At 49.8% G+C, this 14,071-nt stretch carries 8 protein-coding genes; 1 reads left to right on the forward strand and 7 read right to left on the reverse strand.

The genetic code is table 11. The features are described 5' to 3' along the window. Positions 1–11: 11 nt before the first annotated feature. From B9Y58_RS07070 to B9Y58_RS07095, 6 genes are all read right to left on the reverse strand, one after another. Complete coding sequence (locus tag B9Y58_RS07070) at positions 12–1,286, reverse strand: pyridoxal phosphate-dependent aminotransferase (RefSeq protein WP_073054950.1); 1,275 nt, start codon at positions 1,284–1,286, stop codon at positions 12–14. A gap of 3 nt (positions 1,287–1,289) precedes the next feature. After that, complete coding sequence (locus B9Y58_RS07075) at positions 1,290–2,855, reverse strand: fibrobacter succinogenes major paralogous domain-containing protein (RefSeq protein ID WP_083532232.1); 1,566 nt, start codon at positions 2,853–2,855, stop codon at positions 1,290–1,292. 39 nt (positions 2,856–2,894) lie between these two features. After that, entirely contained in the window at positions 2,895–3,254 is a 360-nt protein-coding gene (locus tag B9Y58_RS07080) for a DUF4349 domain-containing protein (RefSeq protein ID WP_073054948.1), read from the reverse strand. Positions 3,255–3,279: 25 nt separating this feature from the next. Then, positions 3,280–5,811 carry a hypothetical protein gene (locus tag B9Y58_RS07085; protein WP_073054947.1) on the reverse strand — a complete coding sequence of 844 codons (2,532 nt, stop codon included), beginning with the start codon at positions 5,809–5,811 and terminating at the stop codon, positions 3,280–3,282. Positions 5,812–5,870: 59 nt separating this feature from the next. Continuing rightward, complete coding sequence (leuA2, locus tag B9Y58_RS07090; protein ID WP_073055202.1) at positions 5,871–7,436, reverse strand: 2-isopropylmalate synthase LeuA2; 1,566 nt, start codon at positions 7,434–7,436, stop codon at positions 5,871–5,873. A gap of 358 nt (positions 7,437–7,794) precedes the next feature. Further along, the gene (locus tag B9Y58_RS07095; protein ID WP_233247880.1) at positions 7,795–9,891 is read right to left on the reverse strand and encodes a pectate lyase family protein; all 2,097 of its coding nucleotides are present in this window, start codon (positions 9,889–9,891) and stop codon (positions 7,795–7,797) included. 373 nt (positions 9,892–10,264) lie between these two features. Here B9Y58_RS07095 and B9Y58_RS07105 point away from each other — a divergent pair, with 373 nt between their 5' ends. After that, the gene (locus B9Y58_RS07105) at positions 10,265–11,818 is read left to right on the forward strand and encodes an NfeD family protein (RefSeq protein WP_073054945.1); all 1,554 of its coding nucleotides are present in this window, start codon (positions 10,265–10,267) and stop codon (positions 11,816–11,818) included. 5 nt (positions 11,819–11,823) lie between these two features. Here B9Y58_RS07105 and B9Y58_RS07110 read toward each other — a convergent pair whose 3' ends face one another. Then, on the reverse strand, positions 11,824–14,022 hold the full coding sequence (locus B9Y58_RS07110; RefSeq protein ID WP_073054944.1) for an FISUMP domain-containing protein: 2,199 nt from the start codon (positions 14,020–14,022) through the stop codon (positions 11,824–11,826). Positions 14,023–14,071: the final 49 nt, after the last annotated feature.

The following is a 14,071-nucleotide window of genomic DNA, read 5'->3' on the forward strand; positions in this document are numbered from 1 at the left end:
AAAATCTGCCATTACAGTTCTTTCATTCGCTGCACCGCCTCCTTGAAGGTCGCGGGCTCTTGCAGCAAACTGATGACCACCCAGCCGTCTCCGTCGAAATCGAAGAAGAACCCGGGTTGCACCAGCACATGCTTTTCGCGGAGCAAACGGAGCGTGAGTTCCTCGTCGTCTTCACCGAGGCGCACGACCGCATACCAGCCGCCGAGAACCTCGGGGCAGTACTTGGACGGGAAGGCTTCGCGGAGCGTCTGCCAGTTGGCAAGCAAGCGTTCCTTGACGCGCGATTCGTAAGCGGCGGCCGCGGGCAACAGAGACATGCCGAGAGCCTGCGCCGGAGCGGACACACTCAAGTAGGCGTCTTCTACAAATTCAAGCGCTGCGCGGATTTCTTCAAAGCGTTCGCGGGGCGCGTAAAAAGCCATCCAGCCGAGCTTGAGCTGCGGGGAACCTACGGCCTTGCTTAAGCCGTTCAGCCAGAAGATGGGGCACTTGGGTCCGTCTTCGGGAAGGTTGATGAAGTCGCCGCCACCGGCATCCCATAGATTATTTGATTTTTCCTCAATGGATTGCTTCCCCCCTTCGGGGGTCGCAATGACGTATTGCCAAGTACGCTTTACTTTATCCGTAAGTGCATAATCGCCGAAGACTTCGTCGACCACGAGAATCATGTCGTTCTCTTCGCAAAAACGAACCGCCGCATTCCATTCTTCGCGGGAAACGCAATGCCCGGTCGGGTTATGCGGGTTCACCAGCAGCAGGATTTTCGCTTTCTCCGGAGCAGCTAACAAACTGTCAGAATCGAGAACGAATCTAAACGCCGCGTTCTCTCGTCTAAGTTGCAGAAAATAGGGAGCACATTCCAAATGCTCGAGCTGTGCAAGCGTATCGAGCAGCGGGTAGCCCGGCATCGGCGTCAAAATCACGTCGCCCGGGTCGCAGAATGTCTTGAACAAAACAGAGTAAACTTCGCTGGTACTTGCGGTCAGGATAATTTGACCCGCGGTAAAGTTTCCGCCGCGTTCGCGATAGTACTCCACCACCGCCTCGCGCGCCGACTTCCAACCCGCCGCATCCGGATTCCAGCAACCGAAATCCTTGCGAGCCTCCTCCACCGCAGCACTCAAGTCAACCGGAAGCCCCGCCTTCACAGGCGAAGAAACCGTCATGTCGATGAACGAAAGACCGCCCTCGGCAGCATCCTTTTTCGCGCACGCCTTCGCGCGTTCCAGTTCAGCAAAGAACGGCGATGGAGACAGATCTTTGGGGAGTCGGGATGAAAGCTTCATAGACTAATTCCTGATGCAGCGGACATTCATCCCAAAATGCTTATACTCGGGCGGAACCCAAATGGTGTTGTCTTCTTCAATTCTCGCAGAAATGGCCAAATCAGCGGAGTACTCCGTAGACACCCAGAAATAGGCACTTTTTTCATAGAAAAAGTCGTCATCACCATACCATAATCCACCGGGGTAAGCAGAAAAGCCGTAATCGTCGGTACCTTCGGCCCCATCAGACCAACCATCTTTCGCCTTCAGCATTTTCGTCGTCGTTGGTTTTTGACCGTCAATAGCATCCATAAGGGCGTACCATTCCTTTTGCGACGGAAGATGCCAACCGGTAGGACAAATTCCCTCAGCATAGTCGTAGTTAACGAGTCCGCGCTCGTGGCCTTCACCGCATTCTTCTTCAGTTTTGCCAACGGCATCTGCCCATTTATAATAGCGACCGTACTTGGCGCAGCTATCGGGAGAGGTATAGGCACAATAGCTGTTTTCCGTTTCGTAGTTCAAGTTCTGTGCCATCCATTCCATCTCACCAATCTTCACCGCCCTGTAAACCTGACCATCGCGGGAATCCGTATAAGTTCTCTCATTATTGCGAGAAGAAGACGATTCTTCATGGGACGAGGACGATTCCGGCGCATCATTTGAGCTACTCGAAACCGACGAGGAAGAGACAATATCAGTCGCATCAAAATCCTTGATGCAGCGGACCGAATGGGCATAATCCTGTGTTCCCTGACCAAAACCTAGTCCTTCCTTGCCAAAACTCAAACTTTGTGACATATAATCGTCTTTATACGAGGATACCCAAAATTCAACATAACAGTCCAAACATGAATACATGCCAAAATCCACCATGCTCCGGACACCGGCCGGAAACAGAGCCATGCCATAAGCGTCAGGACCATTAGCACCATCCTTCCAGCCCATCTTCGATTTTAGAGCCTTAGAAGCAGCGCCCTGTCCTCCCACAAAATCGAACAATTCACTCCAATCGTCCCAATCGGGCAAATGCCAGCCTTCGGGACAGGCTCCCCGCACTGGTAAAATCGGTTCACAATGTTCCCCGTAGCCACATCCCTTAGCGTTGTCGGAAAACAGCCCCGCACCATCAACCGCAGCGCTCCACAGGTACAGACGACCATACTTTTCGCAATACTGGATGGAATCGTTGTAGCAGAAACTACTCGAATCGACTTTATAGTTGGGCTCCAGATAGCGGTAATTCAAGTTTTCTGCCATCCACCACTGATTGCCGATTTTCACAATCTTGTAGACCTGGCTGTCGCGCTTATCGACAATCTCCTCGTAAGAAATTTCGGGATTCAAGTAATCCCAGGTTTTCACAAAGCTGCTGCTGGACGGTTCTGTCTGCATTTCACTCGACGACGACTCCCCTTCTGCATCTGCAGAAGATAGGAGCAGTTGGTACGAGCAGCTCGAAACGTTCTCGCTCGAAAAGGGAACTTCATCTTCTGCTCCCGAGCTCGAGCCGTTGTCGCCACAAGCAACAAAAAGGAACGACAACAAAACAAGCATCATTCCTTTAAAGCAACATGCAAAAGAATTCATGTTTCCTCCCAGCACTTTACACCCCAACACTAAAAAACGCTACTTCTTCCGGCGAAGGAGCCCAGCCAATACAACAGCGATAAAGATGCCCGCCGGGAGCACAACTGCAATAGTCAAGAGAATCAGTTTCTGGAAATCCGTCAAATCCTTGAGCGAATTTTTAAAATCCTTGAACTTCGCGACAAAGCCTTTAATGCCCGTCGGCTTTGCTGCGGCATCGACAACAGCACCTTCAGCATTCTCGCCCGCCAAATCCTCAGAGCCCGCAAAGGCTTCCATCTTCGGGAGCATGGCCATCAGCTTGGACACCGATTCCTTTACGGGACCGACATACTGAGCCGCACGTTCGCGAACCTTGTCGTAGCGTTTCTTGAAAGGGCGCTTGAGTTGTTCGAGCATAAGCCACCTCTAGGCATTTATTCGTTTAAGGAACAAAGACCCTGTAACTTGTTCCCATATACCTCAAAATATACATTCCTCGGCGTTCAAGCGCAATAGATAAGTTACTACCCGTTGAAATTTCTCGCTTTACCAGATTACCCTGCACATCAAACAGCGTCACAGGCACTCCAGCAGTCAACCCGTAAACATGGATCCAGCCTCTTTCCACCGAGTATTTCAGCAATACGCTTGCCAAAGGCAGCTGAATCGTTTCAGTCTTCGACGAGGAGCTTTTTTCTTCGACAGAGGAACTCGAACTAATCTTTTCAGAAGACGAGCTTGACAAAGGAATCGTATCATATACGGCATAAATTGTCGTATCCGAAAGAACGGCAAACGAATCACAATTTACATTCCAGCCTTTAAAAACATATTCATTTAACGAATCCGTGCAACTGCCGGGATAATAGCGGCCACACAAATGCGCTTCATTTCCATAAATAGAGGTATCCTGCCTACTGTAATCTCGATTAAGGCAAACTGCACTATAGGAAACCTGGTATTTTCTGTAAGTCGAATCGTAAAGAGCCTTATAAACCTGATTGTAATGCACTTCGGTTACAGCAGGGCTCCACCCCTTGAACGTGTAACGACGCATTAATCCAGTAGAATCGCGGAATAATTCCGGTCCAGAATATTGAGGAACCGTTCCATAAGGAATATTTTTCAATTCTTGTAAAACAACACCATTATAATCCAAGAAGGTCACCGTAAAGTCCAGGTTTTCCTTTGCATCAAGAACAGCGTAAATACTGGTATCACTTTTAAATATATGCTGATCAGTAATTTTTGCAAACGAGTTCCCATTACGATAAGCCCAATAAGCAAGTGATTTTCCATTATCGCCTTCAGGAATACGATCATTCCAAATAGCATGTCCCAGATAATTCGTATAAAGCGTATCATAAGCAGCATCATTCACATAGCGAACAACCCGATATGTAGGTATTTTATCCATATTTGCAATAAGCGGATACCAATCATCGTAGGTCCACACACCATTATTCTTTGCAGACCCCATTTGGGTATTTAAAAGCCAGGCATACTTTGCGGAGCGCATTGTCGAAGTCGGAAGCCCCGCATTTTCGTCATCAAACTTAACAGACAGATAAGTCGAATCATAATGGTTCGAGCTGTGTTTTTTTGTTGAATCCACTATATAATACATCGGCTTATATTTGTCGCCTTGAAGAAGATTCGAATTTGCCGCATAGGATCCAATGACAGAGCCAGAATCTAGTCCCACAAGACCTCCGACATAGATATTCCTTGACTTGGTAGTCGATGAGACACCAACACCCACGATCCATACGGCCGCGCCACAATTTTCTATAACCCCCTGCGGGCCTTGCGTCGCAGAAACGCCGCCAGCCGTTCCTTCCGCCGGCAAAATAGACACGCCCATCATCTGATATTCTTGTGCATTTTTATTCACCGTGATGTTCGAATTTTTTGTCTGGAACATTCCACTTTCCGTTATATAACCATTGTTGTACGCAGTAACGCCACCACCATAAGTCGTATAAGACGCAGAGCCCCTTATCGAAGTTGTCATGACAGCCCTTTTGATTGTCCCCAAGTTATATGAGGCAATACCGCCCGCACTACCTTCGTTATTATAGACAATGCCCCTATTTTCAACATTTTCGATAGAACCATAATTATAGCCGCAAATACCGCCAGCAAAGCCTATATTCGGCAAATTCACATATTTGAGATTCACTCCATTCTTGACAGAGCCCCTATTTATACCGACCGCGCCGCCTGCATAGCCAATATTAAAGCTAAGGCTCATTACACCTCTGTTGCGGACATTGAGTTGCGCATCCGATTCAAAGCCGTCAATAACGCCATCATTTATAGCAGCGATATTGCCTGCGATATAGTTGACAATGTAGATATTACCGGTTCTCGCACCAGAAGTAACCTTGGAATCTCCCGCGGCAACAACAGAATCTCCGACAAACGAAACATTCTGCAACAAGCCCTTATTGTAGCCAGCAATTCCACCCACCGCAGAATACAACTGAGGAGCTACAGCGTCTTCTGCAGAAGTATCCGTAATGGTATCGGAACCCGCGTAAACAGTCTTAATAAAAGACTGTTTCAACGTCAAATTTTTCACAACTCCAGACTCACCCACATAGCGGAAAAAGCCATTCACCAAGGTGTCCAGGTTTCTTTCTTCGTAAACAGAATGCGCTCCAGCAATCGTTTTTCCGTTACCGTCAAAAGTACCCTCAAAGGCAAGCGAGTCCGAAGGACCAATCGGATTCCAATAGTTGGTATCACCCGAAGCCGGATTCCAGAGAACAATGTCATTCTTCAAAACGGCATTAATACCCGTTTTTCCAGAAGCGACTTCTTTCGAAAACCAAGCTAGTTCCTTTGCAGAAGAAATCTCATAATAAGAATCTCCGCTAGATTCGACGAGTTTGGGTTTTACGGCAACATCAACCCAATCAGTAGCAAAGCTAAAGCTTGCGGCAAGCAAAAGAGCTACAATTAAAAGCATGCAACCTCCTAATTTTCATCCCATAGAAAATGCCGGGTAAAAATACCCGGCCAAGAATTTTACACCTTCTTATACAGCAGGTTCACGCCGCCGAAGAGGGCACGCATATTGGCCTTGAGCGTATCGCTAGAGACGCCGCGGCCTTCGACTTCAACGTTGTTCGCCTTCAGCACTATGCGACTGAGGCCTCGACCCGCCCACATTTTGTCCTTTTCAGGCACCACGAGCTGACGGTATTTGACGAGTTCCACCGGCATGCCGATTTCGCGCATGAGCATGAGGGCCGCCTCGATCGGGCCTTCGGCCGTCACGGACTTCACCAAAGATTCGCCATCCTTCTTGAAGTGGAAAATGAAGCGGTTCTCGTCGGGAATAACCTCGATGTTGTTGAACACCAGGCGACCGTTCACATTCACGAAATGTTCGCGGAACACATCCAGCACGCGTTCGGCAGACAGTTCGCCTTCTTTTTCGCTGCAAGCCTTCAGAATCGGCTGCAGTTCGGCGGCTTCGGCAAGAGACATCTTGTAGCCGAACTTCGTGATGATTTCGTACACGGCGGTACGGCCACTCTGACTTGTAAAGCTGAGCGAATCGTTCTGGTGACGACCGATAATCGAGTAGTCGATGGGGCGGTAGGCACCCTTCTTCATGTCCTTCGTCTTGGAGGCGCCATCCTGGTGGATGCCGCTACGGTGCACGATTGCTTCGGCGCCAATCAACGGAGCGCGACTATAGATGCTGATACCCGACCACTGAGAAATCAAGATAGCCGTTTCGTAAATGCGCTCCATGTGCAAACCTGTCTCGACGCCGGAGTTGTGCAGCGCGACCGCGACTTCGTAGAAATTCGTGTTGCCGCAGCGTTCGCCCAGGCCGTTCAGCGCGACTTCCAGCTGGGTTGCACCCACGAAGAAACTTTCGACCGTCGCGGCCGTCGCCATGCCCAAGTCGTTGTGGCAGTGTACTGAAATCGTGATATTCTTCGGCAGGGCTTCGTACACCTGCTTGATTTGATTTACGTACAGGAACGGACGATAACGTTCGACCGTATTCGGCAGGTTGATGGTCGTTGCGCCGGCTTCGACCACGGCCTTCAGCACGTCAATCACAAAATCCATGTTTTCGAGGCAGTCGCCAAAATGTTCGGCGCTGAATTCCACATCGCCCTTGCTACCCACGAGCGATTTTGCAAACTTCACGCAATGCACCGCCTTTTCCTTCACCTGTTCCGGCGTCATGTGCAGCACATGTTCCATCGAGAGCGGGCTTGTAGCCAGGAACGTATGAATACGCGGATGCGGAGCGTACTGCACGGCCTCCCAGCAGCGCTGGATATCGCTTTCCACGCAGCGGGCCAGGCCCGACACCACGATGCGCTTTGCGACTTCGTCGCCCTCTTCGGCCATCTTGGCGGTCAGCAGGGCAAGTTCCTTACACGATTCAAAGTCCATCTCGCTCGAAGCCGGGAAACCGACTTCGGCACCCTGCACGCCGAGCTTCAAGAGTTGCAGGTACACGTCCTTTTTCTGGGCATTGTTCCAAGGCTTCGGGAGCGCCTGGTTTCCGTCACGCAGCGTGACGTCATAGAAGAAGGGTTGTCTTGCATTCGTATTTTCGCTCATTTTTTCCTTATCTCCTTGCCTGTCCAACAAGGCTCAAGTTCGTTTTTACGTTCAAAAATAGAAATTTGACTTAAAAAAAGAACCCGCATCCTCATTGGAGCGGGCCTTATGGTTTAAATCCTTGGGTTAAAACTCTAAAATCGTCTTGAACCTATGCTTAAAAACCGGCTTGCGCTCCAGCGCAACGTCCTAGTAGGTTAATAAGTCGTAGATTCTTCATCATCATGCCCATAATGTAACAAAATACAATATTCTTGGCAAGGGAAAACCCCCGGGGATATCCCCGGGAGCTACCCCACACAAAGTTCCGATTCAGGACCAAACACCTCAGACATCCTGAACGGAACTATATCAAATTCTATCGTCTCACAATCTTTTGCTGGTAGGCCTTGCCGCCTGCCACCAGGCGCACCAGGTAAACACCAGGCTTAAGGCTGGACAAATCCACACTGGACTGCGACACCGCTTCGGTCGAGAGTTTCACGACATTTCCATTGACCGCGAAAATATCCAAACGGCGGACATTTCCGGTGAAAATCTCGAGGCGGGCTTCGCCAGCGAGGTAGCGCATCGGCACTCCGGCATAAGCCACCGTCGCGGCAATGCTTGTGGTCGAATCGCCTTCAGCCGAGCTACTGGATTCCGGATTTTCCACACTGCTCGAGGAATCCAGCTTTTCGCTGCTCGATGAGACCGAGCTAGAAGACTGTTCAGAGGAGCTCGATTCCACGGAACTGCTGGATGCCGGCGCCACAGAACTGGAGCTTGCATATTCCATGACCTCGCCATTGCTGCCCTTGTAAGCCATCAGGGCGTCTTTCAGTTTCTGGTTCACTTCGTAGGCGGCATCGTCCACCGAGTTGTCAAAGGTCCACTTGAAATCACCACCCTGCACGCGGCCCGCATAGGCACGCACATTCGCCATGGCCTGCGCCGGAGTATCCGCCGTGTAGCTGTACATCACGGAATTGTCGGTATCGAAGTTGTTGTAGGTATTCGCACCGGCATAAGACTTGACCGTATTCGGAACCTTGTCGTTGCGGCTAGAAACCACGTAGGCGTCAAAGTCGGCTTTGGTATCGATGGAGCCAGCAGCCGTTTCAGAGCCCTTGAGCACATACTTGCTTGCACCATACGGAATGAACGTGTAAGAACCTTCCATGTGGTTGTTATAAGCCTTGATCGTACCGCCATCTTCGCTGCTGAATGTCGGATTGTTCTTGGTATCGCGAGTGGTGCCGCCAGCATACACGTCGCTTCCCTGCATAGACGTCATCATCGGGTACTTGCAATTACGGAAGTAGTTCGCTTCCATAAACACGGAAGAGCCCTTCGTAGAACCAGCGCCGTATTTGGCCACGCCATCGTAGTAGTTATTGTACACATGGGCGCTGTAGAAGCGCACGCGCGGGTGGCGGCTATCGGAATGGTCGTACCAGTTGTGGTGATAAGTGATGTAGAGACCGTCAGTCGTACCTTCGGAAAGGCCGAGCAAGTTCGACTTACCGTTATCCCAGAAGTGGTTGTAGCTGAAGGTCACGTAGGTGGACTTTTTGCAGTCCAAGGCACCATCGCCCTTGACCTGGTCCTTGTCGCTACCCGCATGGCCGTAGAAGAAGTCGCAGTTGTGCACCCAAATGTACTGGTTGTCCTGCTGCAAGCCAATGTTGTCGCCTTCGTCGGAATCGACATTCATAACACCGATGTTGCGGATTTCAACATCGAAAGCATTCTTGATACGAATGCCCCAGCCGTTTGCCGTAGCGTCGTTACCGATACCTTCGATCGTCATGGCGCCACCTTCCTTTTTGCCCATGTCAATCAGAATGTCACCCTTGTCGGTCACTTCGGGGTCGGTCACGTTGCCAATCAAGCGAATGGCGAGCGGACGCGTATCGTAGCCCTTCTTGAACGCCGTCAAGATATTCTGGAGGCCCACGCATTCTGTTACGGCACCCTTGCTGCTCGTCACCACATCAAGTTTAATGGTATTCTTGGTCGATTCGGTCACATAGAGAATCACGGCGCCGCTCTTGAGCGTACCATCGGTCTTGTAAGCACCCGGAACATGGCCGTTGCTAAAAGCGAAGCCCGCGCGATCATGGGCCTTAACGGTCAGGGACTTCGAAGTGGTGGAAGCACCTTCTTTGCCGCCCTTGACAGAGGCCACCTTGAGCGTGTAGCTACCGGCCTTGAGGCCGACCACGTCAACACGGTACTTGGAGCCGTACTTGCGAACAAGCTGGCCGTCTACCTTGACATTGCTTGCGCCAGCGCCCGAATAGTAAACATTGTAGCTGTCCGAACCATCGGAAGCCCATTCGGCAAAAGCCGATTCGAGCCAGCCTTCGGCCTTGTTGATCGACACCTGGGCATAAGCCCCGGCAAATCCGAGAAGTGCCACACCGAGCGCCACTCTAGAAACCATTTTGGAACCTGTCGAAACCATATTCATCCATCCCTTTTTGAAAATGTTCTCAAATTTCTTCTCAAAATATACACTCAAAACTCAACAAAAGCAATACAGAATTCAATATTTATTTGATATTTTTAAAGATTTTACATTTCAAAATGTTCTCAAAAATATAAAAATCCTTAATTTTTTGACAATACAAGCGATCTACAGACATTTTCGATCTGAAAAAGAAAACTTGACTGTCACACTGATTCGAAATGCCTAACGGCTTTTCTGAGAAAAAAAAGATTTTTCGTTAGAAAAATCGAATTCGTGTGACAACAAAAGACATTTCACGTCCCAATCCCATTCTTTCCGTCTATTTTCGCGTAATTTTGCACTTTTCAGGTCAAAATCTTCATATATTGAAGGTATGAAGTTGTTTGTGCGTATTTTTTCTACCCTTTTGGTGCTTGCGGCATTCTGTTTTGCCGACACCACATCAATCACTCCGGTCGATTCTACAAAGACGGCAACCGACTCGGTCATCACCCAAGAAACTAAAAAACATGCTGTTTGGATTAAGCTCGAAGGTGACGTAGAACCGTCCATGTACGATTTCTGCGCCCGCGCCATCGATGACGCTCTCCAGGAAAATCCGGACTACATCGTCTTTGAAATCAACACCTTCGGTGGCCGCCTCGACGCCGCCTTCGACATCGTCGATACCATCATGGCCGTCAAGGGCCCGACCACCATCGCGCTCGTGAAAAAGAAAGCGATCAGTGCGGGCAGCCTTATCGCACTCGCCTGTCAAAAGCTTTACATGCTCGAAGCCACCACGATTGGCGACTGCGCCCCCATCGTGCAGGGTGGCGACGGCACTCCGCAAATCGTCGGCGAAAAAATCCAGTCGCCCTTGCGTGCTAAATTCAGGAACCTTGCCCAGCGTAACGGTTATCCGGAGCTCCTGAGTTCCGCCTTCGTTACGCCGGAACTCGAAATTCTCGAACTCACCGCCACGCTCGACAAGGGTAAAAAGTCTCAGCGCGACACCACGCTCATTATCGAAGGCTCCAAGTACAGCGTCCTCGACAGCGCCGCCAAGGCATTCTGGGGCGCCCCGAAGATTCTCGTGAAAGAAGGCGAACTCCTGACCATGACCGACAAGGAAGCGCAGGAACTCGGATTCTCGAAGGGAACGTTCAAGGACCGTAGCGAATTCGAGACCGCACTTGCCATCGAAAGCCGCAGCGAAGTCGAGACCACCTTGGGCGAAGATATCGCCTCGGCCATCGCGGCTATCGCGGGAATCCTTTTGATTCTCGGTTTCGGCGCGCTCTACATCGAATTCAAGACGCCGGGATTCGGCCTGTTCGGCATCATCGGCATCATCCTCATCGGCATCGTGTTCCTCGGGCAGTTCGCACCGCAGCTCGACGGCTACATTCCCGCCATCCTGCTCGTCGCGGGCGTAGCGCTGTTCCTGGTTGAAATCTTCGTGATGCCCGGAACGTTCCTGTTCGGCGTAGGCGGCATCGCGTGCATGATCTTGGCACTTGCGCTGTCGTACTCCCCCGCCGACATTCCCGATTACGTTCCCGAAGCTGTCGAAGAATCCTTTGACGCCACCCCCTGGCTGTTCGGATTGCTTTACATGCTAACCTGCGCGGCGATAGCGCTCGTGTTCCCCATTGCCGCAAGCAAGTACCTGATTCCGCTACTCCCCGAAGGCTGGACTCCTATGCTCAAGACCGACCTTGAAACCGCAGCCTCGCCTACCGAAGCCGTGCAAGAAGTTTCTGTCGGCGACGAAGGTATCGCAAAGACATTCTTACGTCCGGTCGGCCAGGCCCTTATTAACGGAAAACTTTTTGACGTGCAGACCCACGGCGAAATCATCGAAGCCAGCACCCGCATCAAGGTGACCGCCGTACAAGAAGGCCACATCTGGGTGACGGTTGCTAAAGCTGAAATGGAAGGCTAGTTTCGTCAATCCTTCACGCAGCGGACTGACGCCCCGTATTTTTTCCGGGTTTTCGAAAAACGGACAAATTTGTAAATAGTGAATTCAGCAACCATCGCCGCGTCTTTCTCCGATTCATTTGACAGCCAAATTTGGGCGTTATTGCGGGCAGTTCGAACCGATTCAAAGAACCATTCCTTGGTATAATCTTGACGCCAATCTGCAATATTCGAAGGCAAAACCGTAAAACCATAATAATCAAATCCACCTCCGCGGGACACCCAATCCCGGGAAGATTTCAATAAAGGCCCACAATTATTTTGACCATCCTCAACACAGTTCAGTTCCGAGAACAATGCGTTCCATTCGGTCGTATCCGGCAAATGCCAACCTTCCGGACAGACTCCACGAATAGTCCCCTTCGGGTTGCATAATTCACTAAAGCCGCATCCCTTGCCTCCGTCACTAAAGATTCCCGCCGAATCCATCGCCGCAGGCCACGTGTAATAGCGGCCATAAGAAGAATCGCAGTTTCCCAAGCTATCGGTGAGGCAAACAGAACCATATATCGATACGGAATCTCCCACCTGGTAGTCGTAATTCAAGTTTTCCGCCATCCAGGTCTTGTCGCCAATTTTTACGGTCTTGTAAACTTGCCCATCACGAGCATCCGTCATTGACCCTTCCTCCACCTCGGAAGGCAAGATTCCCGGAATATACCTGCTCGGATCATCAATATGAGTGTACCCCTTTATGCAACGAATGTACAACTTATCTGCGGCGCCCTGATAAACGGCATCGCTATAGAAACTAAAATACCTTCCGTTTAGATGAGAGCCGACGCTCCAAAAACCAACATGAGTATGATTGTTACTGCCGCTCAAATCGGGAGAAGGCCTCGCAGAAAAACCATACTCATCGGAACCATTGCCGTCGTAAAACCACCCCGTTAGCGATTTTAATTTTTTGCCAGCAACATCTGCACCCCCTACGGCATCAAGCAAGGTATCCCAATCACTGTCACCCGGCAAGCGCCAACCTTCAGGACAAATTCCACGGACCTGTTCGTTTGGCTTACACACTAACCCATTACAGTCCAAACCGTCATCACTAAAGACTCCAGCTGAATCCATCGCGGCGCCAAACGGGTACAAGCGCCCATACAAATCACAAGTTTTAAAGCCGTCAGGAAAAACATAATCGTTGCCGTAATAGATGGGACATACACCTTCTTCCTTAAGAAGCGAATCTACCGCATAGATATAGTTCAAGTTCTCCGCCATCCATGTTTGATTACCGATCTTCACGGTCTTGTAAACCTGACCGTCACGTTCATCGGTCATTTCTCCATACTCGACTTTCGGATTGAAAAAATCTTTCTTGTCTGCTTTATCCCATAAAGCGAGATTTTCGGTATTCAGCAAAGATTTCTCGTAAGGACCACTCCCGTCCTTCAGGCATCGCACGGGAACACCCCTAGTAACTTCATTGAAATAGCCCATAAACCAACCCGTAACAGAGGTTTCGTTATTGTAATAATAAGCTCCAGCTCGATAATTAAACGCTATGCAACTCCGTTCACCCGTATTTTCGTTATCATAGTAATCAGAAGTCAAAAAGAAGACCTGAGAACAATTCCGTTTACTCATCGGCATCGCCGAGAAACCAAAAGCATCCACCCCTTGTTTTCCATCAGCCCAACCGAACCTTGATTTCAGCATCGCAGCATCAACTTTGTCATCTTTACCAACTGATCTGAGGAGTACATTCCACTCAGCAACACTAGGGAGATGCCAACCTTCTGGACACGAACCTGACATTGTATACCACCTTCCATAAATTTTGCAGTTACTTTCCAGGCTATCTGGGCACATGGAACGATCAGCAGCATAATTCAAGTTTTCCGCCATCCAAGTTTGATTGCCGATCTGCACAGTCTTGTAAACTTGGCCGTCGCGTTCATCGGTCATTTCTCCATAGTCTATATCAGGGTTCAGGAACTGCGACTTGGAGGTTACCTCGGGACATTTTACTTCAGCGAACATAGACGAATCAGACGGATCTTTTGAACCATCTTTGTCCTTATCCGAGTCGTTCTCCTTCTGTGGAGCATCATTCGCTGCAACGCTGCTTGAGCCTCCGTCTTCGAGACAGGCGTTCAGGCATAAACAGGCAAAAGCAATGAAAGCACAAAATGCAACTATTCTGAAAAAAAGCCTATACATGACCAGGTTCCTCCCTTGTCCAAATATTCTTATATCAAAGATAAATCTT

The sequence above is a fragment of the Fibrobacter sp. UWB15 genome (assembly GCF_900177705.1).
GTDB lineage: Bacteria > Fibrobacterota > Fibrobacteria > Fibrobacterales > Fibrobacteraceae > Fibrobacter.

What these genes read in the sequence shown, in the direction of transcription:
- B9Y58_RS07070 (WP_073054950.1), bottom strand. Translation starts at nt 1,286, where the DNA reads ATGAAGCTTTCATCCCGACTCCCCAAAGATCTGTCTCCATCGCCGTTC.
- B9Y58_RS07075 (WP_083532232.1), bottom strand. Translation starts at nt 2,855, where the DNA reads ATGAATTCTTTTGCATGTTGCTTTAAAGGAATGATGCTTGTTTTGTTG.
- B9Y58_RS07080 (WP_073054948.1), bottom strand. Translation starts at nt 3,254, where the DNA reads ATGCTCGAACAACTCAAGCGCCCTTTCAAGAAACGCTACGACAAGGTT.
- B9Y58_RS07085 (WP_073054947.1), bottom strand. Translation starts at nt 5,811, where the DNA reads ATGCTTTTAATTGTAGCTCTTTTGCTTGCCGCAAGCTTTAGCTTTGCT.
- leuA2 (WP_073055202.1), bottom strand. Translation starts at nt 7,436, where the DNA reads ATGAGCGAAAATACGAATGCAAGACAACCCTTCTTCTATGACGTCACG.
- B9Y58_RS07095 (WP_233247880.1), bottom strand. Translation starts at nt 9,891, where the DNA reads ATGAATATGGTTTCGACAGGTTCCAAAATGGTTTCTAGAGTGGCGCTC.
- B9Y58_RS07105 (WP_073054945.1), top strand. Translation starts at nt 10,265, where the DNA reads ATGAAGTTGTTTGTGCGTATTTTTTCTACCCTTTTGGTGCTTGCGGCA.
- B9Y58_RS07110 (WP_073054944.1), bottom strand. Translation starts at nt 14,022, where the DNA reads ATGTATAGGCTTTTTTTCAGAATAGTTGCATTTTGTGCTTTCATTGCT.